This window comes from Roseateles albus, assembly GCF_028595345.1.
In the GTDB taxonomy this organism is placed as follows: domain Bacteria; phylum Pseudomonadota; class Gammaproteobacteria; order Burkholderiales; family Burkholderiaceae_C; genus Paucibacter_A; species Paucibacter_A albus.
In genome coordinates this window covers 75024-96574 of record NZ_JAQQXT010000006.1, presented here as the reverse complement: position 1 = coordinate 96574, position 21551 = coordinate 75024, and the positions used below count along the sequence as shown (strand labels likewise).

Here is a 21551-nt window from a genome sequence, read left to right as displayed (position 1 = left end):
CCTTCAGACCGGAATTACCGGCCCCTCAATATCCGCACTGACGATGGACCCGCAACCGCGCGTTTCATACATATCGACACGGTCCAATTGCGGCAGCACAGCCCGGCCCTTGGCCAGCACCCAGGCGGCCAGGCTGGCGGTGTCGCCATCGGGCAGATCGGCAATCTCGAACAGCGGCCGGTGATCAATCGCCTTGAAGATCGGATCGAACTGTGTCTTGACGTCACCAAAGTCAACCGTCCAACCCATCAGCTGATCTAACTCGGCACTCAGGTGCAAGCGCAGCGTGTAGGTGTGGCCGTGGATGCCGCGCAGCGGGTGCTCGGTGGGCGCGCGCTTGAGCTGGATGGCGCTGTCCAATGTCAGCTCCTTCCAGATGCGGTAATTCTTGCCGTCGAAGTTCGCGCCGCAGGAGCCCGTTTCATAGACCGTCAGCCATGAGAGCTCGGGCAGTTGGGGCTTCATACGTGCCCATAGCCAGGCCGAGATGACCTCGCTGGTCGGGTTGCCCAAGCCTTCGATCTCGTTCAGGCAGTGGTAGTTGAGCAGCATATGAAACGGCGCCCAGACTTCGTCTAAATGGTCGTAGTCAACGCTCAGATCTCGTTCGCCTAAATCCTGATTCGCATGGACGATGACTTCGAAGCCATGGCCGTGCATGCGACCGCACTTATGCCCCGGCGGCACATTGGGCAGTTGATGCGCCGCCTGGAAGCGATAGCGCCGCCAGACATGGGCCATGCCATCGGCGTCCAGATCGACGCCCGAATGTTGCGTGCTTTGAATACCGACCTGCTGAATACCGGGCACGCCGAACTCGGTCTCCAAGCGTTGCTTGATCCAGCGTGCGATGTTCTCGTCGGTTGGCTCGGCGATCGAATGGTTGAGCAGGGCGTGATCCAAGGGTGCAACGCAAGCTTCCAGGCGGCGGCGTAGCTCTTCCACCTCCGCACCTGGAAAAGGCGCCCAGTCGGGCGGCAGGTGGGCCCGGATGGTGGAGAAATAGCTGTGGCCGTGCAGGCCGCGACTGCGGTGGCCCTCGGGCAGCGCGGAGATCTGGCAAGCAGACTCGAAGCTGCAGGAGGCGGAGTAAATCGTTTGAGTGCGCATGAATATCGTGCCGGCCGGCGAGGCGGGCTGGTTTGAGCCTGAAAAGCAGCGCTCTGTATCTATCTCCTTATTGTAATTTTTATACTTGGTAGTCGTAGTGGTGCAGGCCTGTGTCTGTGGGTAAGTGCAGTTTTCTCAGTCGATTCAAGCACTTGGATGCGGCCAAACAATGTGGGCCAATGGGCCTGAACATTCGCATGGGCAGATAACAACTTTGCAAAACGAGATTGAGCTGTGGATAAGTCAGTAGTTGTTCAAATGCTATCCACAGCTTTGTGCACAGCGATTTTCAGGTCTAAAAGCCTTTGCGTCGATAGTGCAGCAGCCGGCCGCTATAGGCCGGCACGCCCAGGCCGGCAAGTGACTTGATGCTCTGCTCGGCCAGCGTGTAGCCCAGTGCTGCCATATGCTTGCTGAAGGCCGAGCGGTTGCCGCGGTTGGGGTCGACGATCATCACTTCGCTGGCGGGCAGCGCATGTTGGTTGATGAAGTCCGCCAGCGTGCCGGCCTCATCGCGCTCGTACAGCACATCGCTGCCCATGATCAGATCAAAACGGCCTTGCACCAGCGGCACGCGCAGCGTCAGCGCCTGGCCGGCGATCAGGGGCGCCCAGTTGCCATGGCAGTAGCGCAGCGGCGGCAGGTCGTTGAGGCGCAGGTTTTCCAGCATGAAGCTGGCGGCCATCGGATGGCAGTCGCTGGCGGTGACGAGGCTGCCGCGCCGGTGGCTGACCAGGCTGGCCAGCCCCAGGCCGCAGCCGATCTCCAGAATGCTTTCGTCCTTGACCATGGGCCGCTTGGCCATTGCCTCGGCCAGATGCAGGCCGGACGGCCATAGCAAGCCGAACAAGGGCCAGGCCGCCGAGGAAATGCCCAGCGCCTCGGCCTCGCCCAGCGGGTCGGCGAATTGCTGCTTGTCGAGCAGCGAGCGTATGGTCAGCGCGGCTGCGCCTTCAATGCTGATGCATTCCTGTTTGTACAGAAAACCGGGCATGACGATTCCCCTCACGGGTCACCAAGCGCGGTTTGAGCGCGCGCATGGTCTTTCAATCGGCGCAATGCAGCACGGGGATGGTCGGGTCAAACGCCTGAGTGGGCGATGACGGGAGGCAGGCACGGAGGCAAGACGGAGAGCCCTCAGTGTAGGGCCCGCCAGGCTTTGGCTTGCCTTATCTGCGCCCGCCGCGCGACTGCCACAGCGGCTTCTTGCCCTTCAAGTGCCGCTCAATCCCGTCGTTAAGCCGGCTGCGCAAATCGACTACATCCGCCACTTGGCCGAAAACACCAGGGAAGCGCAGATCCAGCCATAACCAAAGTGTGCAGGAACGCAAAGCTTGCTCCATGCGGTCGAGCCGGCTGTGTTCGTCCACTTCCTGCAGAAACCAAGGCGAGCCGGCCTTGCCGGTCATGGCATGGCGGTGCGTCCATTCGAGGAACTGCTGCACCTGTGCATCGGTGCGTGTGTCGACCGGCGCTTGGGCATAGATGAATCGCTGCTTCAGGCCAAGCGAGCCGGCGCTGCGGTCCAGCTCATCGGCCAGCTGCAGCATCTGTTCCAACTCGGCCACTTCGAAATGTGCATCGTCCAGGCGCAGCTGATCCATGAAGACGGTCAAGACCGCATGCAGCTTGTTGAGGCCCAGGCGGGTGGCGATGGTGTTGACATGCCACCAGTTCGGCGCCACGGCGGCCTTGAACTCGCGCGGGGCGCGCGGCGTCTTGGGCAGCAGCTCTTTGAGCGTACGCGCCGCTTTGACCTCGGCCTCGCGCAGCACGCCGACAAAGCCTTCGTCATGCATGCCATAACGCCCAGCCCGACCGGCAATCTGGTGCACCTCGGAGACGGTTAGATCACGGTCGCCCTGCCCGTCGAACTTGCTCATGGTGCTGAACAGCACGCGTCGAATCGGCAGATTCAAGCCCATTCCGATGGCATCGGTGGCGACCAAAACATGGCTGGCGCCTTGGGCAAAGCGTTCGGCCTCGCGGCGCCGCACCTCGGGCGGCAGCGCGCCATAGATGACCGAGACCGGATGGCCCTCGGCTGCGATCTGGTCGCGCAACATCAAGACCTCGCGGCGGCTGAAGGCCACCACCGCGTCGCCCTTCTTGAGTGCCGCGATGGACACCGGCGCGGGCAGCAGCTGCACCTCTTGCTTGCGCTCGAAATGGCGCACCGTGCAGCGCTCGCCGCACAGGCCCAAAAGGTTCTCGATCGCCGGCACCGCATAGGCCGAGCAAATGATGATCAGCTCATTGGCCGGCACCGCCACGATGGCCTGCGTCCAGGCCCAGCCGCGGTAGAGATCGAAGAGCATCTGTGCTTCGTCGATCACCGCCACGTCGATGGGCTTGGTGGTGTTGACCATTTCGATGGTGCTGGACACCACGCGGGCGGCTTCGGCCGGCACATTCTCTTCGCCGGTCAGCAGCGAGCAGGGCACGCCGCGGCCGACCAGGCGGTCGCGGCCTTCCAGCGCCAACAAGCGCAGCGGCGCCAGGTAGGCACCGTCGTGTGCTTGCGTTAGGCGTTCAAACGCCGCATGGGTCTTGCCGCTGTTCGGCGGGCCGACAAACAGGGTGACGGTGCGCTGCAGGCGGCGCGCGGCGTCAAAAGTGTCGGGATAGCCTTGAAAAGCCAGCTCGCTGTTCAGGCCGGCCAGGGTGTTGAGCTCGGCGACACGGTTCTCCCATCGGTCTTGGGCGCGCGTGCAGCCGGCTTTCAGCTCGGCAATGCCTTGCGGGGTCGCGCATTCGGCCTGCAGACGCGGCAGCAGCGAATCCATATGCTCGGCGTGGCCGGAGGCGCTGCGCGCGATCAAGCCCTCAATATGGGCCAGCAATTCGCTCGCATGCTCGAAGGCGGGCTGCGGGCCGATGGCGGCTTGCAGCGACGCCTGATCGCCGCTGCGGAAGAAATCCCAGATCGGGCCGGCATCGGCGCTGACCTTGAAGGCCACCGGCACCTGCCAGCCGGCATGCGAGAGCTTCAAGGCCTGTTTGCACAAGCGGCTCCAAGCCAGGCCACTGCGGCTCAAGCCGACGGCCTCCAGCTGGGCCGCGCGTTGCAACATCAGTGCGCGTACGCCCGGTGCGGTGCCGACGACATCGAGGTGCGCCAGGGCGACGCTCATCAAGTCGGGTGCGATCCAGCGGCTGGGCCGCGCGCCCGCGACGGCTTTTTGCAAGAGGATCAAACCTTGTTGATCGAGTTGTTCCTCGGCGCCTTCGGCATCGCTGAAATCGGCCGGCGTGCTGACTTGCGGCAGCTGGTAGGCGGCTTGGCGGATACGCAGCAATTCCTCGGGCCCGATCTCGGGCGGCAGGCGGCTCAGGTGGCGGGCAACCGGCAGGGCGGGGCCCTTGTTGGCGACGGGGGGCTTTGTTTGTTGTTTGTTTTCAATCACCCCGCGAGTTGAACACAGCTTCATGGCGACGGTGGGGCGGGCGCTGAACTCTGTTTTCCGCCACAAAATGGGGTCACAAAATGGGGTCAGGTTCATTTTTCCCCCTTTGTTCTGCGCCAAGGCGAGAAGAAAATGAACCTGACCCCATTTTCAAAAATCTCGCAAACTCAAGCCCCGTCATGGAACATCACTCTTGGTTGAACGCCCCCTTGGTCTATCTCGGCGCGGCCGTGGTGGCGGTGCCGCTGGCGCGGTTCTTGGGCCTGGGCTCCATTCTTGGCTATCTGGCGGCGGGCATCGTGATCGGGCCGGGCGTGTTGGGCTGGGTTAGCGACGCCGGGGCGATTCTCGAATTCGCCGAATTCGGTGTGGTGTTGATGATGTTCTTGGTCGGCTTGGAACTGGAGCCGCGCCGGCTGTGGGCGATGCGCAGGCCGATCTTTGTCTGGGGCAATGTGCAACTGCTGGGCTCGGCCGCCCTGATGTGTTTGGCGGCGGTCGCTTTGGGCGTGCCCTGGCGGGTCGCTCTGATGGCATCAATTGGCCTGGCAATGTCTTCGACCGCGGTGGCCATGGCGGTGCTGGGTGAACGCAATTTGGCGCCGACCAGCGCCGGCCAGGGCATCTTGAGCGTGGCCTTGCTGCAAGATATTGCGGCCATCCCGCTGCTGGCCTTGATCCCGCTACTAGCCATGGGCGGCGACAGCCACCCGCAGGGCAGCGCCTGGCTCAGCGCGGCCAAGGCGGTCGGCGTGATCGCCGCCATCGTGCTGGGCGGGCGCCTGCTCTTGCGCCCAGCGCTGCGCTGGATTGCCTGTAGCAAGACGCCTGAGATCTTCACCGCCGCAGCCCTGCTCTTGGTCGTGGCGACGGCGTCCTTGATGCAGGCGGTCGGCTTGTCGATGGCGCTCGGGGCCTTTCTGGCCGGCGTGCTCTTGGCCGAGAGCGAATACCGACATGAGCTGGAAACCGATATCGAGCCTTTCAAAGGGCTGTTGCTGGGTTTGTTCTTCATCGCCGTGGGCATGGGGCTGGACCTGAACGTGCTGCGCGAGCAGCCGCTGCTGATCGCGGCGTTGCTGACGGGCTTGTTGCTGATCAAGGCGGTGGTACTGCTCTTGATGGCCCGCTGGATGCCGCTGCCCTTGATGGAGCGGCCGGTGTTTGTGATCTTGCTGGCGCAGGGCGGCGAGTTCGGTTTTGTGGTGTTTCAAACCGCCACCCAGGCCGGCATTCTCAGCCCCGGCCAGTCTTCGACGCTGGTGGCTGCCGTGGCCTTGTCACTTTTGTGCACGCCTGCCCTGCTCTTGATCAGCCAGCGCTGGGTCGAGCCTTGGCTGGCCAAGCATTGCGCGCCCAAGCCGGCGCTCAAGGAGATCGATCAAGCGCAAGACGCGCCCATCATCATCGCGGGCTTTGGCCGCTACGGGCAGATCGTCGGCCGCCTGCTCTATGCCAAGGGCCTGCCCGCCACCGTGCTAGAGCATGACAGCGAGATGATAGAGACGGTGCGCAAGTTCGGCTGGCAGCCCTTTTATGGCGACGCGACCAGGCTGGACCTGCTGCGCACCGCCGGCGCGGCCAAGGCCCGCGTGCTGGTGCTGGCCATCGATGATGTGGCGCAGAGCCTGCAGCTGGCGGCGCTGGCGCGCGAACATTTCCCGCAGCTGCAAATCGTCGCACGTGCCCGCAATGTGCAGCATTACTACGGCCTGCGCGACCTGGGCGTTAGCTTGATCGAACGTGAAACGCTGGATGCAGCCTTGGCGAGTGCCAGCTCGGTGCTGGAGTTGATGGGTTTGTCGCCCGCCGATGCGCGAGATTCGGCGCAGCGCTTTCGTCGCCACAATGTGGCGCAGCTGGAGGAGCTTTACCCGCACCATCACGACCAGGCCCAGCTGATCGCCATGACCAAACAAGGCCGCCAGCAGTTGGAGGAGCAGTTTGCCCAGGAACGCGAAATGGCGCTGCAGCAAGGCGACAAGGGCTGGATCGCGCAGCCGCCGGTACAGGCGCAAGAGCCAGAACCTACACTGCCGCGCTGAGGCCCGGGCCAACAGGTTTGCTCGGTTCGCCCGGTTCAAGTGCTTCATATGGGGAGTGATGTTTGAGTTTGCCTAAAGACGCCGCAGCCGCAGCAAGTTTGACGCCGCCCGCTCAGCCCATGGGGCGGCTGGCGCGCTTGATCCAGTTCCAGGCCGTGCGCATCGCCGAGCAAACCCAGCAGCCGCTGGATGACGTGCAGGCGATGCGTGACGCCCACGCCGCCCATGCCGGCTATCCGGAGCGGCTCTTGGAGCGGGCCGCGCGCCTGGCCCCTCAGCTGGGCCTCGACAAGGAAATGGCCAGTGCGCGCGAGCGCCTGATCGTCGTGGGCCTGCTGGCGACACTTTTGGTCGGCCTGCTGTCTTATGGCCTGGTGCTCAGCGTCGTCGGGCATGACAGGCGCATCAACGCGATGGCGGCGCTGGTCGCCGTGCTTGGCCCGCATTTCTTCAGTCTCGCGCTGTGGCTGCTGGCCTTGTTGACTGGCGGCACAGGGGGCGGCTTGCTCAAGCGTTTATTGGCCTTGAGCACGCGCTTGCCGCTGCTGGGTCAGCCCAGCAGCCGCCTGCTTTTGCAAGCCACGCTGGACGTCTTGGCGCGTTCGCGCGGGCTGACGGTCTGGTTGTTCGGCTTGATGACGCATCTGATCTGGGCGCTGGCTTTTGTGCTGACCTTGCTGGGCCTGCTATTCGCCTTCTCGTTTTTGGCCTATCAGCTGACCTGGGAAACCACCATTCTTGACGGCGAGACCTTTGCCCGTTTTGCTCAGGCAACAGGCCGTTTACCGGCTTTGTTTGGCTTCGCTACCCCGGCGGTCGACCATTTGCTTGAGGGCAATGGGGACCACCGTGCCTGGGCGATCTGGTTGCTCGGCTGCACCTTGGTCTACGGCCTCGGCCTGCGTTTGCTGCTGGTGCTGCTCAGCGGCTTGCGCAGCGGGCAGCTTTTGGCCGGCCTGCAGTTGCAAGACGCGAGTGACCCTTATGTTCGGCGCTTGATCGAGCGCTTCGAGGCCATGCAAGCGGTGCAGCTGCTGGACGCCGAGTCACTTGCGGCTGGTGCAGGGTCAGCCGCAGCGGTGGCGGTGGCGGGCGCAGCGCACTCCGAGGGGGGGTTCCGACCTGGCCTGGCCATGATCGGCTTCGAGCTGCCCGACACGTTGGCCTGGCCACCACTGGCGAGCAGTGCGCCGACGCCGCTGCTGAGCGCCCGCAGTGACGGTAGCGTGGCCGATAAGCGCGCTTTGTTGGACAGCCTGCATCAGCTCGCTCCCGCGCGGCTGCTGCTGGTGTGCAACGCAGGCGCCAGCCCCGACCGCGCCACCGAGCGCTTTTTGCGTGCGGCCGCCGCGCAGGCCGGCGCCACGGCGGTGCTACTCGCCGGCGCGCTAGGGAATGAGGCCTCGGCACAGCGCTGGCGCGATTGGCTGGCACCGCTGCCCCTGCAGGCAGTCTTTGCCGACTGCGCGGCAGCCGCTGCCTGGGCAAACCTAGCCTCAGCTAACTCAGCAGGAGTGCAGACGCATGGCTAAGCCCATCAGCCTGGCCTTGGTAGGCCATACCAACGCCGGTAAGACGTCTTTGCTGCGGACCCTGACGCGCCGCGCCGACTTTGGCGAGGTCTCCAACCGGCCCGGCACCACCCGCCAGGTTGATGCATTGGCCTTGCGAGTGGATGGCCGCGATGCATTGCGCTTTCTGGACACGCCGGGGCTCGAAGACGCGCCCGCCCTGCTCGACTATGTGCAGCAGATGGACGCCGGCCTGAGCCATGAACAGCGTTTGCAGGCCTTTTTGCGCGGCCCGGCGGCCAAGGACGAGTTCGAGCAAGAGGCCAAGGTTTTGCGCTGCTTGCTTGAAGCCGATGCCGCACTGCTGGTGATAGACACCCGCGAGCTGCCGCTGCCCAAATTCGCCAGCGAGATCGAGCTCTTGATGTTGTGCGCCCGGCCGCTGATGCCGGTGCTGAACTTCGTTCGCCATGCCGAGGCGCAAGAGCCGGCCTGGCGCCGCCTGCTGGCCTCGCATGGCCTGCATGCCTGCCTGCACTTCGATGCGGTGGCGCCTTTTGTCGGCGCCGAACAGCATTTGTATGCCGATCTCGGCGCCTTGCTGCCCCAGCGGCGCGAGGCGCTGAACAAGGTCGCCGAGCACTTGCTGCGTGAGGCGAGTGCGCGCCGCGCGGCCAGCCTGCAGGTGCTGGCCGAGCTGCTGCTGAGCCTGGCCGCCTATCGCCAGCCTGTCTCTAAGGCCAGCCTGGCAGACGCGGGTCAAAAAGCAGCCTGCGTTGCGGCTTTTCAGGCGCAGATCCTGGCGCGCAGCCGCGCGGCCCAGAATCAGTTGCTGGGCCTCCATGGCTTCGGTCTGGGCAGCGCCGAGGCCGCCGAGCTGCCGGCCCTGAGCGGGCGCTGGGAGTCCGAGCTCTTCAACCCCGAGGTCTTGAAGACGGCGGGCAAGCAGCTGGGCGCGGGTGCAGCCATTGGCGGTGCGCTCGGCTTGGGGCTGGACGTGGCCCTGGCCGGTCTGTCCCTGGGTGCGGCTGCCACGGTGGGCGCTGCGCTGGGCGGTGTGGCCTCGCAAGGCTTTGGTGCGGTGGGCCGCAGCCTGAGCCAGAAACTACGCGGTATCGTCGAGCTGAGCTTGGAGGATCAGGCGCTGCTGCTGCTGGCTGCGCAAGGCCTGACCCTGTTGCAGGCCTTGGAGCGGCGCGGCCACGCGGCGCTGGAAGTCTTGCAAGTCAAGGTCGAGCTGTCCTTCAGCGCCGAGCAGGCAGCCGCGCTGCTGGCGGCCTTCGGCGTGGCCCGCGCCCACCCTGGCTGGGCGGCAGCTTCGCCATTGCCGCCCAGCGTTGCCGCTCGGTGGGCGCAGCAAGTGGCAGCCGTGGTCGATGGCTTGGGGCCTTGAGCCCCTATTTGTCCGCCGCTCGGTCGCCCAGCTGGCGCTGCATCAGCGCAAAGAAGCGGTCATAGAAAGCACCGGCAGGTATCGTCTCCGACGCCACCTTGACCAGCGAATCATCCGAGGACGACAGCGGCAGCGAGATCGAGCCGATCGCGCTGACGCCGATGCTGGATGAGTTGGGCGTCTTCTTCAGCGAGTAACGGTCTTGTTGGGCGGATACAAAGGCGGTGGTCAGCGCGTCGCCCTGGCCGTCCGGCACGCAGACCACATTGAAGCTGATCTCCACATGCACATCGCCCTCGGGCTGAAAGTGCTTGCGGCCGGTGATGCGGCCCTTCGGCGTGTCGGTGATCAGATAGCCTTGGCTGAGCAAAGCCCGGCGGGCGGCCTCGCAGGTTTCCTCGACGCGGCTATCAAACAGGCGCGAGAAGGTTTCATCCGCGTGGAAGTTCTCGTTTTGGTAGACCTGCGAATGGGCCGGCTTGTCGCCCTTGGTCGTGAACGGCGCACTGATGCCGCAGCCGGTCAGCAAACAGGCACAAGCAGCGCAGGTGAGAGCGCAGGCAGCTGCGGTGGAGGAAAAGGATCCAGTCATTGCAAAGAATCGGCCATGGAATCGGCATTATCCCGGCAAGGCGAAAACTCGGCCTCGAAGCGCTGCTGATCCGCGCACAATCGCCGAGGTACAAAAGCCTTGTGGAGACCACAGATGAACATCCCCTCGATCAGAGCCAAGGTCAGCGAACAAGAGTGGCAGCTGCGCTGTGACTTGGCGGCTTGCTACCGCTTGGTGGCGCATTACGGTTGGAGCGATTTGGTCTTCACCCACATCAGCGCGCGCCTGCCCGGCCCGGAGCATCACTTCTTGATCAATCCCTACGGCTTGATGTTCGACGAGATCACCGCCTCTAGCCTGGTCAAAGTGGATGAGGGCTGCAACAAGGTCATCGACAGCCCCTTCCCGGTCAACCCGGCGGGCTTTGTCATCCACAGCGCGGTGCATGAGGCGCGCGAGGATGTGCAATGCGTGTTGCACACGCATACCCGCGCCGGCGTGGCTGTCAGTGCGCAGGCGGCAGGCATCTTGCCCATCAGCCAGCAGTCGACCTTTGTGCTGGCCTCGCTGGCTTATCACGACTACCAGGGCGTGGCCTTTAGGCCGGAAGAGAAGCCTAGTCTGCAGGCCGATCTGGGGCGGGCCAACTTCCTGGTACTGCGCAACCACGGCTTGCTGACGGTAGGCCGCACGGTCGCCGATGCCTTCTTGGCTATGTATACCTTTGAGAGCGCCTGTCAGATCCAGATTGGCGCGCAGTCCGGCGGGACCGAGCTGACCCTGGTGGACCCGCAAATCGTCGCCGGAACGGCCCAGGCCTTCAAGGTGCAGACGGGTGGATTGGGCGGCAGCTTTGTCTGGCCGTCCTTGTTGCGCAAAGCCGAGCGGCTGGATCCGAGCTTTCGTACTTGAGGCGGGGAAGCGCGGCTGAGCTAGCATCGGCGCCTTTCGGAAGCTTTCCGCATCTTGGGCCTCAAGCCAGCATCATATGAAACGCCACCCTAGCTCACACTCGAAGGCCGCGGCCGCCGCACTTTTGATCCTGGCTCTCGGGAGCCCAGCGCAGTCGGCGCTCGCCTTGGAGGGCCAAGCCCAGCCGCCAGCCGCAGCGCAGGCCAAGGCTGCGGCCATGAATTTCGACGCCGAGGTCGATGCCTTTTTGGCGGCCTATTGGGCCATGTTTCCTGACGCGGCCGTCGCGGCCGGTCGCTATGCCGAGGCGGCCCGGCTGCCCGCGCCGACCGAGGCGCGCCGCCAGCAGCAGCTCAAGTTTGCCGAGCAATGGCTCACACGCCTGGCGCGCGTGGCTGCGGCCCCGGGTTTGACACCGGCCCAGGCCGGCGATCTGCTGCTGCTGGACAACCATCTGCGGGCTCTGCGCTGGAGTCTGACCGAGTTGCGCAGCGAGCGCTGGGATGCCAGCGAGTACAACGTCGCCGACCCCTTTGCCCAGCTGCTCAACAAGCCCGACTTTGCGCCGCTGCCCAAGCGCCTTCAATTGATAGACCAGCGCCTGCGCCAGGTGCCGGCCTATTACAAGGCGGCGCTGGCCAATCTGCATGAACCCAGCCCCGTGCATTTGCGACTGGCGATCGAGCAGAACAGCGGTGCGCTGAGTCTGTTTCGTGAGGACATCCCCAAGGCGATCAAGGAGGCGGCTCTCAAGCCCGCCGCGGCGGCGGAAATGGCTGGCCATAACGCCAAAGCGCAGCGGGCTGTAGAGGCCTATATCGCCGCCCTGGAGCAGATCGAGAAAAAACAGCAGGCCGATGGCAGCGGGCGCTCTTTCCGCCTGGGCAAAGCCTTGTTTGAACAGAAGTTCGACTATGAAATCCAGGCCAGCGTTGACGCGCCGACGCTGTTCCAGCGCGCCCTGGCCGAGAAGGAAACACTGCTGCAGCGCATGAGCGGCTATGCCGATGAGCTGTGGCCGCAGCTGTTTGCCAATGAGGCCGTGCCCGCCGACCGTCTGGACAAGATCGCTAGGGTCATCGACAAGCTGTCGAGCCGTCATGTCGCGCCGGAGCGCTTTGTCGAGGACATCAAGGCGCAAATTCCGGCGCTGGAGAAATGGGTGGTCGAGCATGATTTGCTGACGCTGGACCCGAGCCGGCCCCTGGTCGTGCGCGAGACGCCCAGCTATATGCGCGGCGTGGCCGGCGCTTCGATCAGCGCACCGGGCTTGATGGACCCCAAGGGCGTCACCTATTACAACGTTGACCCGCTGGACAAATACACGCCCGAGCAGGCCGAATCGTTTCTGCGCGAATACAACCATTGGGTGCTGCAGGTCTTGAACATCCATGAGGCGGTGCCGGGCCATTATGTGCAGCTGCTGTACTCCAACAAATCGCCTTCCAAGGTCAAGGCGCTGTTTGGCAACGGCGCCATGGTCGAGGGCTGGGCGGTCTATGCCGAGCGCATGATGATGGAAAGCGGCTGGGGCTCGGTGAACGGCAAGCCCAGCGCGGAGATGGGTCTGATGTATGCCAAGTGGAATTTACGCGTGGTCTCCAACGCCATCCTCGACTACAGCGTGCATGTGCTGGGCATGAGCGAGGCCGAGGCGATGAATCTCTTGCAGCGCGAGGCTTTCCAGTCCAATACCGAGGCGGCCGAAAAATGGCATCGTGCCCAGGTCAGCTCCACGCAGCTGAGCAGTTATTTCACCGGCTTTTCTGAAATCCTGGCCTTGCGCGAGCAGCTCAAGGCCAAGCAGGGCAAAGACTTCAAGCTCAAGGCCTTCCATGAGGAATTCCTGAGCCATGGCAGCGCCCCGGTGCGCATGGTGCAGCGCTTGATGTTGGAGAAGGCCCAAAAACAATGAGTAAAAATCCAGAGATGAATAACCACAAGTTGAATTTTCGTCCCGCCGTTCGGGCCGACATCCCCGCCATGTCAGCGATACGTCTGGCCGTGCGCGAAAACGTCTTGAACAACCCGGCGCGGGTGACGACGCAGATGTACGAGGACTATCTGGAGCGGCTCGGGCGCGGTTGGGTCTGCGAGCAGGACGGCGAAATCATCGGCTTTTCTTATGCCGAAATGGCCGATGGCTCAATCTGGGCCTTGTTCGTCCATCCCGAAAAGGAGGGCCTGGGAGCCGGAGCGCCCTTGCTGAAACTGGCGACCGAATGGTTGTTCAGCCAAGGGCATCAAACGGTGACGCTGGGCACGGCGGCCAATACCCGCGCCGACCGCTTTTATCTCGCTCAAGGCTGGACGCGCGGCGAAATGAAAGATGCTGTCGAGGTGTTTTACACCTTGCGCGCACCGAGCTAGGCAGGAGAGCAGCACGATGGGCTGGCTGATCATCAAATACCTGCTCAGCGCTGCGGCGGTGGTGGCGGTGTCGGAGTTCGCCAAACGCAGCGACAAGCTCGGCGGCTTGGTCGCCGCGCTGCCGCTGATCACGCTGCTGGCGCTGATCTGGCTGCAACTGGAGAAGCAGCCGATCGAGAAGATCGCCAACCATGCGCGCTACACCTTTTGGTATGTGATCCCGACGCTGCCGATGTTTCTGCTTTTCCCCTGCTTGCTGCCACGCCTGGGCTTTTGGCCCAGCTTGGGCCTCAGCATTGTCTTCACGGTGCTGTGTTTCGCTGCTTTTGCGTTGCTGATGCGTCGCTTCGGGATTGAATTGCTTTAATCAGGGCGTGCCCATCGCTTCCCGCCAGCGCATGGCGGCCAGGATGCGGGTGCGGGCGCTGGGGTGGTCGAAGAAGATGATTTCTTCCAGCGGGCCCGGATCGGGCTTGCGGTACTCCGCCAGCTTGAGCAGCACCTCGGACATGCCGTGCGGTTCGCGCGCCAGGTTGAGGCCGAAATAGTCGGCTTCCATCTCGGCGCTGCGGCTCATGCTGTTGATCAGCGGCGTGCCTAGAAACATGAATACCGACAGCAGCGCCACCAAGAGCGGCAAGCTGGCCACATCACTGACCCCGCCCAGGCCCCAGCGACCGCCGTGGCGCGCCAGGACCTTGTTCATCGCCCATTGAGTGAACAAAAAGCCGGCGAGCAGCAGCAGCGTTATTTCCGCCAAGGACTTGAGCACATGGTTGAGCACGTAATGCCCCAACTCATGGCCCATGACCGCGCGGATCTCGGCCTCCGAGCTGCGCCGCAACAGGTTGTCATTCAGGCGCACCGCCGCGCTGCCAAACAGGCCGGCCACGTTGGCGCTGACGCGGGTGGTCTGGCGTGAGGCATCGAACTCATAAATATTGTCGGCCGGCACGCTATTGGCGTGGGCCATGGTCAGCACGGCCGTCCTGATGGCGCCGTTTTCGACCGGCTTGTAGGTGTTGAATAGCGGCTCGATCAGGACAGGCCCGAGCAGTAGCATGAGGGCCAGCAGGCCGGTGGCAGTGAGCGTGCCCCACAGCCACCAGCGCTCGCCGGCGCGGCGAATCACCGCATAAAGCGTCGCGATGACCACGCCGCCCAGCAGCATGCTGACGGCCAAACCTATCAGTTGCTCGCCGAACCAGGGGCCTAAGGTCTGAGTGGCCATGCCGTAAGCATGTTCACGCACAAAGCTCTGGTAAATCGTCAGCGGCAGGGTCAGACCCCAGACCGCCAACATATAGACGGCGCCGTAAATGGCATCGCGCGCAAAAGCTTTGCGGCCGACTCGGTGGGCCCAGTCGCGCACACGCGCCGAGGCGCGCCCGCGCAGCATCAGGCCCGCAACAACGAGGCCGAGCAAAAAATTCCACAGCTGCAACCAATAGCCGCCCTCGAAATAGGCGTTGGAGCGCGCCACCGTCTCGGGCGGCAGGCGGTCCAAATAGGCTTGTGTCGCCGCCTCGGCTTCGCGTGGCAGGCTGTGTTGCCAGCCGGGCTCGACCTGCTTGATGGAAAAAACAGGCGTGCTCTTGGCGGCGTCGGGCGCAGCGTGTACGAGGCCGGTGTATGCCCAGAGCGTGAGGGAGAGCAGCGCAAAACACCCAAGACGGTGCAGACAAGATTTCATCGCACGATGCCAAACTGTGAAAGCTGCTGCGGGATGGAGATGCATGAGGGCGTTTCCTTGGCGTTCTTCTGGGCTTGAGAGATGGGTCGCGCCGCGATGGTAGGGCGCTGCGCGTGGCAGCGACAGAGGGTTTCCGGCAGGTGTTCCGCTCACCGATTCTGAGGCTGCGGCTACATGCGTCGGCGATCGGGATTAGGGTTGACACCAGTTCCGCCAACAGCGTCGAAAATTCACCGCTGCGTTAGACTTTCGCGGCCTGAATGTCATCACTTCAACGAGGAACTCCTATGAGCCGCAAACGTCCCCTGATCGCTGTTTTGTCCGCCGTATGTGTGGCCTTGTTGGCGGGATGCGCCAGCACCGGCAACAGCGGCATACAGGAATGGGATGGCCTGGTGCGCCGCCCGGATAGCCGGATCGACGCCGTCTTTGTGCGCCCGGATGCCGAGCTGACGTCCTTTCGCAGCGTGATGCTGGACCCGGTCCAGATCAGCTTCGCGCCTAACTTCGATCCCAATCAGGGCCGTCGCAGCTTGTCCGGTCGTCTCAACGCCGATGACCTCGCGGCCATCAAAGAGCGCCTGGCCGGCCTGTTTCATGAAACCTTCCGCGCTGAGTTGGCACGTGGCGGCTACACCCTGGTGGATGTGGCCGGCCCCGAAACCTTGCGTGTGACGCCGGCCATCGTCAATCTCTTCATCAGCGCGCCGGGCGACACCTCGGTCGGCCGTTCGCGGGTCTACACCACCGACTCCGGCCATATGACCGTGGTGCTGGAAGTGCGCGACTCGGTCACCGGTCAAGTCTTGGCGAGAGCCGTCGATGGCCGCAACGGTCGCTTCTCCGGCCAGTTGACTTGGACCAACCGGCAGACCAATATGGCCGATGCCCAGCATGCGATCACCATCTGGGCCGGTGCTCTGCGTCGAGGCATGGACGAAGTGAACGCCAAGGTCGCAGCGAAGTAAAACAGCTTCGCTGTGTGGCTGCTGCCGCTTCCCTAAACCCGAATCTGCTCGGCGGCCATGTACTGCTGCAGATAGGCGTCAAAGGGCAGCAGATCGGCGGCCTCGATCGCTTGCTGCGCGGCCACAGAGTCGCGCGCCTCGGCGGCAAACTTCTGCGCCATCGCTTCGCTATAGGGCAGGCCCAGCAGCAACTGGCGGGTTTGTTCGGACTGGTGGCGAATGAAGTCGACATAGCGGTTGTCGAACTTCTCCGCCATCGCCCGCAAGACGCGCGCCGACGGCGTGCTGTCGGGCTCGGCCAGCGTGCGGCGGGCGGCGGCGAGTGCCTCGGCATGGGCTTGGCCGCCCTGGGCCTGGTCCAGCAGCGCGGCAAAAGGCGCGCATTGATCAAGCAGCTCGGCACCCCATTCGCCCATCAAGCGGCTTCCGCCGGGAGCCGACGCGTCAAGCAGGCGCAGGCCCGGCTCGCGGCCGCGCTCGGCCACCAAGTGTTGGTTCTCGCCTAAAGCGGTGATCTCCGCCACGGTGTCGGCCGGGCTCTCGCTGCTCAGGCAATGCAGCAAAAAGACGTCCAGAAAGCGCGCGGTCTGTGCGTTGATGCCGACCGGCATAAAGGGGTCGAGGTCCATGCAGCGCACTTCTACATACTCGACACCGCGCTCTCGCAAGGCATGCAGCGGGCGCTCCCCACTGCGCACGACGCGCTTGGGGCGGATGGTGCCGTAGAACTCGTTCTCGATCTGCAGCAGGCTGGTGCTGAGCTGGTTGTAGTCACCGCCGGGGTTGCGCACGCCGATTGCCGCATAGGGCGGGTAAGGCCGGGTCAATGCTTCCTGCAGTGAGTCGGCATAACTGTTGAGGCAGTTATAGCTGACGGCCAGCGCCGATTGTGCGTCGCTTTGATAGCCCAGGCGTCCCATGCGCAGCGAGGTCGCGTAAGGCAGGTAAAGGCTGTGCTCGCCAAACCGCTGCAGCCGGTGTTCGCGCCCTTCGACAAAACTCGAACTCAGCGCCGGCGAGGCGCCAAAGAGATAGAGCAGTAAAAAGGAATGGCGGCGGAAGTTGCGGATCAGCGCGAAGTACTGCTCGCTGGTCACGCCGGGCATTGACCAGTTGTAGTGAATGCCAGAAATGGTTTGCATGCGCCGGCCATAGCGCTGGCCCAAGCCCATGCGGTAAATGCTTTTGGAGCGTCCGACATTGGACTTGCCGTAGCGCCCCAGCGGAATCGTCTCGTCGGTCGGCAGCTCGCAAGGCATCGAGCCGACCCAGAGCCGCTCTTCTTCCTGCGCCTGTGCGCAACAGCCCAACTCCTGCATCACCTTGTACACACCTTGATGCACCTCGGTCAGCTCGGCCAGGCAGGCCTCCACATCGCCGTGGACGCCGGTGATCAATTCAAGCTGCGACTCGCTGTAGTCGGTCGTGATGTGCGGGTGGGTCAGTGCCGCGCCGAGGGCGGCCGGGTGCGGGGTGAGTGCTAGCTGACCGTTGGGCCGGGCGCGCAGGCTTTCTTTCTCGATGCCGCGGCGAATGCCCTTCAGCGAGTCGGCCGTAGCGATGGCGCGTGCGTGGCTTTGACCAACGCCTGGTGTGTATTCGCTCATCCGTTTTCCGTCCAATTCAACAACAGCATTTTTCTATTTAGCCGCGCACGGTAACAGACGCGGGCTACACCTGTCTTGGGCGGGGCTGATCATTTTGCCAAGGCTTGCCGCCTCGGCGACAGTCTGTTGCCCATAAGGGGGCCAAACTCGGGCTCTGCCGCTTAAATCAGGATTCTTGATGATGAACTTCGACTACAGCCCCAAGGTGCAAGAGTTGCAAGCGCGCTTGCTGGCCTTTTTTGATGCGCATATCTACCCGAATGAGCGGCGCTTTTTTGCCGAGGTCGAGGCGAATCGGCGCGCCGGCAATGCTTGGATTCCGACCGCGCTGATTGAAGAGCTCAAGCCGCTGGCGCGTGCCGCCGGGCTGTGGAATCTGTTCTTGCCCAAGTCCAGCCGCGCGCCCGAGGGGCTGTCCAACCTCGAATACGCGCCGCTGTGCGAAATTATGGGGCGGGTCTCCTGGGCGCCCGAGGTCTTCAACTGCTCGGCGCCGGACACCGGCAATATGGAAACCATCGAGCGCTACGGCAGCGAGGCGCACAAAACTGCTTGGTTGGAGCCGCTGCTGCGTGGCGAGATGCGCTCGGCTTTCCTGATGACCGAGCCCGAGGTTGCGTCCAGCGACGCGACCAATATCCAATGCCGGATTGAGCGCGATGGTGATGACTATGTGATCAACGGGACCAAATGGTGGTCGTCCGGCGCCGGTGATCCGCGCTGCGCGGTCTATATCGTGATGGGCAAGACCAACCCTGAGGCCGGCCGGCATGAACAGCAGGCGATGGTCTTGGTGCCGGCCAATACGCCCGGCGTCACGGTGTTGCGGCCGCTCAGCGTGTTCGGCTATGACGACGCGCCGCATGGCCATATGGAGGTGCGGCTGACGAATGTGCGGGTGCCGGCCAGCAATATCTTGTTGGGCGAAGGGCGCGGCTTCGAAATTGCCCAAGGCCGCTTGGGCCCCGGTCGTATTCATCACTGCATGCGCAGCATTGGCGCGGCCGAGCGGGCGCTGCAGCTGATGTGTGAGCGCGCGATTGCGCGGGTCGCCTTTGGCAAGACCATCGCCCAGCAGACCGTCACTCAGGAGCGCATCGCCGAGGCGCGCTGCAGCATCGAGCAGGCGCGCCTGCTGACGCTGAAGGCCGCCTACATGATGGACACCGTCGGCAACAAGGGCGCCAAGGCCGAGATTGCGATGATCAAGATCGTCGCCCCGAATATGGCCTTGAAGGTGATCGATTGGGCCATACAGGTTTACGGCGGCATGGGTGTCAGCGACGACACGCCGCTGGCCATGATGTGGGCGCATCAGCGCACCCTGCGCCTGGCCGATGGTCCCGATGAAGTACACCGTAACTCGCTCGCCAAGCTGGAACTGGCTCGCTACAGAGCGTCGCCGGGCGAAGTCCATATGCCGGTGACCCGTGGTAGCTAAGGGTTAGTACTTCCCTCCTTTGGGGGTCATAGCCAGCGGCGCGGGGCTGCTTTAGGCTGCCGGCCCATGCCCCGACTGACGCCATTTTTCAAACGCTGCTTGCTAGGCTTGGCGGCCCTCATGGCCCTGGGCTTGCTGGGCGCGGCGTTTTGGCTGGGGCCGGCCAGGGCGCCTGGTTTGGCGTCCATCGCCCTGGGGTTTGCCGGCCTGACCCTGGTGCTCGGAGCGCTGGTGCTGCGCCATGCCTGGCAGGAAACCGCCGACGCCAAGCGCACGCTGGAAGAAGCGATCGAAGCATTGCCGGCCAGCGTTGAAATCTTTGATGAGAACGACCGTTTGGTTGCCTTCAACCGCCATTTAGTCGAGATCTACCCGCATATGGAGGCCGACTTCAAACGCGGCGCGCGCTTTGAGGATCTGGTTCGGACCTCGATCGCCTTGGGCGGTGTGCCCGCCGCCAAGGGCTGTGAAGAGGAATGGCTGGCGCAGCGCATGGCCGCCCGCGCCAAGGCTCGTTTTAACCCGACCGAGCCCCTGCTGCAGAACTTGCACGAAGACCGCTGGGTGCGCGTGCATGAGCGCCACACCCGCGCCGGCGGCGTGATCGGCGTGCGTATGGACGTCAGCGATCTTGTCCATGAGCAGCAGCGCCTGGCGGCCAGCAAGGCCCATTTGCAGGCCTTTGTGTTGACCACGCCGAATGGCGTGCTGACGCTGGATACCGAGGGGCATGTGCTGGCCTTGAACCCGGCGGCAGAGGCGCTGTTCGGTTTCGAGGCGAATGAGCTGAAGGGCAGCCATATTGATCTGCTGTTCGGCATCTGGATGGGGGCGCGCCTGAGTCTGGAGTCCTTGGTCGGTGGCTCGCAGGAATTGACCGCTCGGCGTCGCGATGGGCAAGAGTTGACCCTGCTTTTGAGCGTGGCCGAGGTCAAGACCAGTACCACGCACCGCTTTGTCTGCATCATCACCGACCTGAGCGAGCGCAAACGCCAGGAGGTGGCGCTGCAAGAAGCCAATGCGCAACTGGCCAAACAATCGGTCACCGATGGCCTGACCGGCGTGGGCAATCGGCGTTACTTTGACCAGCTGTTGCAACAGGAATGGCAGCGCAGCGTGCGGCATGGGCACTCTATGGCTTGCATCATGGTCGATATCGATCACTTCAAGCTTTACAACGACCGCTACGGCCATGTGGCTGGGGACGATTGCCTGATCCGGGTGGCCGAGCTCTTGCGCGCCTGCGCCGGGCGCAGTGGCGAGGCGGTCTGCCGTTATGGCGGCGAAGAGTTTGTTTTGCTGCTGGCTGACTGCGACTTGTCCGGCGCCATGGTGGTGGCGCAGCGCTGCCTGGACAGCATCCGGCTCGCCGCCATCGAGCATGATGCGTCGCCGCTGCGCCGCCGGCTCAGCCTGAGTCTGGGCGTGGCGGCCAGTGTTGCCGATGCACAGGGCGTCGCGGTGAGCCTGGTCGAGCGTGCCGATGCGGCGCTGTACGCGGCCAAGCAAGCGGGCCGTGCGCGCATCGTCAGCAGCGAATTGGCCGCCTGAACCCGCGCGGCTGGGCGTACCATCGCTCGCTTGAGCGACCACTCTTGAGCCAGCCATGACCCATCTCAGCGCGGCCGATTACATCCGCAGCCATATCCGTACCGTGCCCGACTGGCCCGTCGCCGGCGTGCAGTTCCGTGACATCACGCCGCTGCTGTCCAACCCGCGCGTGTTCCGGGTCTTGATCGACCAGTTTGTGCACCGCTATTTCGATGAGCGGCCCACCGCGATTGCCGGCCTGGACGCGCGCGGTTTCATCATCGGCTCGGTCTTGGCCTATGAGCTGGGGGTGGGCTTCATCCCGATCCGCAAAAAAGGCAAGCTGCCTTTCACCACGGTGGCGGAGAGTTATGAGCTGGAATATGGCAGCGCCACGGTGGAGATTCACGCCGATGCCGTCAAGCCGGGCGAGCGCATCGTGCTGATTGACGATCTGGTCGCCACCGGCGGCACCATGCTGGCCGGAGCGCGGCTGTTGCAGCGCCTGGGCGCGGAACTGATCGAATGTGGTGCCATCGTTGATCTGCCCGAGCTGGGTGGCTCGGCCAAGCTGCGCGCGGCGGGGTTGCCGCTGTTCAGCCTGCTGGACTTTGACGGGGCTTGAGCCCGTCGGCTCGACTGACCGACAATAGCAGCTATGGCCAAACCAATTCCCCGTCTTAGCCCCGATCAAATCAAGCGCGTGATCGCCACCGCGTTTGAGGACAAACCGCCTTATAACAAGGTGCTGCAAGAGCACGCTATCAGCGAAGGCGAGCTGATGCAGTTGATGAAACGTGAACTGACTTCGCCTGCCTATAAGCTCTGGGTCGCGCAAGGCAAGGGCGTCAAGAAGCCGACTGTGAAGTCGACCTTTCCGCACGGGCGCTGAGGCTGCCGTCAAGACGGGAGCGGCCTACCGCGGTCTTGGCCCCCGTCACCTCCCGCCCTCCAAGCGAGCGTCACGCTGATCTGTTACGCCGTGATGAAAACGCGCTCGGGCCTTGGTAG

The 21551-nt window shown here is 63.7% G+C and carries 18 protein-coding genes; 12 read left to right on the top strand and 6 right to left on the bottom strand.

Annotation, left to right across the window (positions count from 1 at the left end; genetic code table 11):
• Nucleotides 1-3: 3 nt before the first annotated feature.
• The 3 genes from PRZ03_RS11185 to PRZ03_RS11175 all read right to left on the bottom strand — a co-directional run bounded on the left by PRZ03_RS11185 (nt 4) and on the right by PRZ03_RS11175 (nt 4541).
• A complete protein-coding gene (locus PRZ03_RS11185) occupies nt 4-1110 on the bottom strand; it encodes a 6-carboxytetrahydropterin synthase (RefSeq protein WP_273600374.1) in 1107 nt (368 codons plus the stop codon).
• A gap of 295 nt (nt 1111-1405) precedes the next feature.
• Nucleotides 1406-2104: a class I SAM-dependent methyltransferase gene (locus PRZ03_RS11180; RefSeq protein ID WP_273600373.1), complete on the bottom strand. Its 699-nt coding sequence runs from the start codon at nt 2102-2104 to the stop codon at nt 1406-1408.
• A gap of 175 nt (nt 2105-2279) precedes the next feature.
• Nucleotides 2280-4541 (bottom strand): helicase-related protein, encoded by a 2262-nt coding sequence (locus PRZ03_RS11175; RefSeq protein WP_273600372.1) that lies wholly within the window; start codon nt 4539-4541, stop codon nt 2280-2282.
• 155 nt (nt 4542-4696) lie between these two features.
• Here PRZ03_RS11175 and kefC point away from each other — a divergent pair, with 155 nt between their 5' ends.
• From kefC to PRZ03_RS11160, 3 genes are all read left to right on the top strand, one after another.
• Nucleotides 4697-6562, top strand: a complete 1866-nt coding sequence (gene kefC / locus PRZ03_RS11170; RefSeq protein ID WP_273600371.1) for a glutathione-regulated potassium-efflux system protein KefC — start codon at nt 4697-4699, stop codon at nt 6560-6562.
• Nucleotides 6563-6624: 62 nt separating this feature from the next.
• A complete protein-coding gene (locus tag PRZ03_RS11165; protein WP_273600370.1) occupies nt 6625-8094 on the top strand; it encodes a DUF2868 domain-containing protein in 1470 nt (489 codons plus the stop codon).
• Entirely contained in the window at nt 8087-9466 is a 1380-nt protein-coding gene (locus tag PRZ03_RS11160) for a GTPase/DUF3482 domain-containing protein (RefSeq protein ID WP_273600369.1), read from the top strand. Before PRZ03_RS11165 ends, PRZ03_RS11160 begins: the two co-directional genes overlap by 8 nt.
• A gap of 4 nt (nt 9467-9470) precedes the next feature.
• On the opposite strand, the gene PRZ03_RS11155 is transcribed toward PRZ03_RS11160, so the two are convergent.
• Nucleotides 9471-10058 (bottom strand): DUF2242 domain-containing protein, encoded by a 588-nt coding sequence (locus PRZ03_RS11155; RefSeq protein WP_273600368.1) that lies wholly within the window; start codon nt 10056-10058, stop codon nt 9471-9473.
• Between the two features lie 114 nt (nt 10059-10172).
• Between PRZ03_RS11155 and PRZ03_RS11150 the strand changes: the two genes are divergently transcribed.
• From PRZ03_RS11150 to PRZ03_RS11135, 4 genes are all read left to right on the top strand, one after another.
• A complete protein-coding gene (locus PRZ03_RS11150) occupies nt 10173-10931 on the top strand; it encodes a class II aldolase/adducin family protein (RefSeq protein WP_273600367.1) in 759 nt (252 codons plus the stop codon).
• Nucleotides 10932-11007: 76 nt separating this feature from the next.
• On the top strand, nt 11008-12846 hold the full coding sequence (locus PRZ03_RS11145; protein WP_273600366.1) for a DUF885 domain-containing protein: 1839 nt from the start codon (nt 11008-11010) through the stop codon (nt 12844-12846).
• Between the two features lie 68 nt (nt 12847-12914).
• Nucleotides 12915-13301, top strand: coding sequence for a GNAT family N-acetyltransferase (locus PRZ03_RS11140; RefSeq protein WP_273600365.1), 387 nt, complete (start codon nt 12915-12917; stop codon nt 13299-13301).
• A gap of 16 nt (nt 13302-13317) precedes the next feature.
• Nucleotides 13318-13668 carry a DUF3147 family protein gene (locus PRZ03_RS11135; protein WP_263532782.1) on the top strand — a complete coding sequence of 117 codons (351 nt, stop codon included), beginning with the start codon at nt 13318-13320 and terminating at the stop codon, nt 13666-13668.
• Here the strand turns inward: PRZ03_RS11135 and PRZ03_RS11130 are convergent, their stop codons facing one another.
• On the bottom strand, nt 13669-14994 hold the full coding sequence (locus PRZ03_RS11130) for a M48 family metallopeptidase (protein ID WP_273600364.1): 1326 nt from the start codon (nt 14992-14994) through the stop codon (nt 13669-13671).
• A 287-nt stretch (nt 14995-15281) separates the two neighbouring features.
• Between PRZ03_RS11130 and PRZ03_RS11125 the strand changes: the two genes are divergently transcribed.
• Entirely contained in the window at nt 15282-15962 is a 681-nt protein-coding gene (locus PRZ03_RS11125; protein WP_273600363.1) for a DUF3313 family protein, read from the top strand.
• A gap of 32 nt (nt 15963-15994) precedes the next feature.
• On the opposite strand, the gene gshA is transcribed toward PRZ03_RS11125, so the two are convergent.
• Nucleotides 15995-17569, bottom strand: a complete 1575-nt coding sequence (gshA, locus tag PRZ03_RS11120) for a glutamate--cysteine ligase (protein WP_273600362.1) — start codon at nt 17567-17569, stop codon at nt 15995-15997.
• 181 nt (nt 17570-17750) lie between these two features.
• Here gshA and PRZ03_RS11115 point away from each other — a divergent pair, with 181 nt between their 5' ends.
• From PRZ03_RS11115 to PRZ03_RS11100, 4 genes are all read left to right on the top strand, one after another.
• Entirely contained in the window at nt 17751-19010 is a 1260-nt protein-coding gene (locus tag PRZ03_RS11115; protein ID WP_263532965.1) for an acyl-CoA dehydrogenase family protein, read from the top strand.
• A gap of 66 nt (nt 19011-19076) precedes the next feature.
• Nucleotides 19077-20561, top strand: coding sequence for a sensor domain-containing diguanylate cyclase (locus PRZ03_RS11110; protein WP_273600361.1), 1485 nt, complete (start codon nt 19077-19079; stop codon nt 20559-20561).
• A 55-nt stretch (nt 20562-20616) separates the two neighbouring features.
• Nucleotides 20617-21165, top strand: a complete 549-nt coding sequence (locus PRZ03_RS11105) for an adenine phosphoribosyltransferase (RefSeq protein WP_263532787.1) — start codon at nt 20617-20619, stop codon at nt 21163-21165.
• Nucleotides 21166-21243: 78 nt separating this feature from the next.
• Nucleotides 21244-21432 carry a DUF2805 domain-containing protein gene (locus PRZ03_RS11100; RefSeq protein WP_273600360.1) on the top strand — a complete coding sequence of 63 codons (189 nt, stop codon included), beginning with the start codon at nt 21244-21246 and terminating at the stop codon, nt 21430-21432.
• The last annotated feature ends 119 nt before the right edge of the window (nt 21433-21551 follow it).

Coding starts and splice junctions, on each gene's coding strand:
- PRZ03_RS11185 (WP_273600374.1), bottom strand. CDS start 1,110: ATGCGCACTCAAACGATTTACTCCGCCTCCTGCAGCTTCGAGTCTGCT.
- PRZ03_RS11180 (WP_273600373.1), bottom strand. CDS start 2,104: ATGCCCGGTTTTCTGTACAAACAGGAATGCATCAGCATTGAAGGCGCA.
- PRZ03_RS11175 (WP_273600372.1), bottom strand. CDS start 4,541: ATGAAGCTGTGTTCAACTCGCGGGGTGATTGAAAACAAACAACAAACA.
- kefC (WP_273600371.1), top strand. CDS start 4,697: ATGGAACATCACTCTTGGTTGAACGCCCCCTTGGTCTATCTCGGCGCG.
- PRZ03_RS11160 (WP_273600369.1), top strand. CDS start 8,087: ATGGCTAAGCCCATCAGCCTGGCCTTGGTAGGCCATACCAACGCCGGT.
- PRZ03_RS11155 (WP_273600368.1), bottom strand. CDS start 10,058: ATGACTGGATCCTTTTCCTCCACCGCAGCTGCCTGCGCTCTCACCTGC.
- PRZ03_RS11150 (WP_273600367.1), top strand. CDS start 10,173: ATGAACATCCCCTCGATCAGAGCCAAGGTCAGCGAACAAGAGTGGCAG.
- PRZ03_RS11145 (WP_273600366.1), top strand. CDS start 11,008: ATGAAACGCCACCCTAGCTCACACTCGAAGGCCGCGGCCGCCGCACTT.
- PRZ03_RS11140 (WP_273600365.1), top strand. CDS start 12,915: ATGTCAGCGATACGTCTGGCCGTGCGCGAAAACGTCTTGAACAACCCG.
- PRZ03_RS11135 (WP_263532782.1), top strand. CDS start 13,318: ATGGGCTGGCTGATCATCAAATACCTGCTCAGCGCTGCGGCGGTGGTG.
- PRZ03_RS11130 (WP_273600364.1), bottom strand. CDS start 14,994: ATGAAATCTTGTCTGCACCGTCTTGGGTGTTTTGCGCTGCTCTCCCTC.
- PRZ03_RS11125 (WP_273600363.1), top strand. CDS start 15,282: ATGAGCCGCAAACGTCCCCTGATCGCTGTTTTGTCCGCCGTATGTGTG.
- gshA (WP_273600362.1), bottom strand. CDS start 17,569: ATGAGCGAATACACACCAGGCGTTGGTCAAAGCCACGCACGCGCCATC.
- PRZ03_RS11115 (WP_263532965.1), top strand. CDS start 17,751: ATGAACTTCGACTACAGCCCCAAGGTGCAAGAGTTGCAAGCGCGCTTG.
- PRZ03_RS11110 (WP_273600361.1), top strand. CDS start 19,077: ATGCCCCGACTGACGCCATTTTTCAAACGCTGCTTGCTAGGCTTGGCG.
- PRZ03_RS11105 (WP_263532787.1), top strand. CDS start 20,617: ATGACCCATCTCAGCGCGGCCGATTACATCCGCAGCCATATCCGTACC.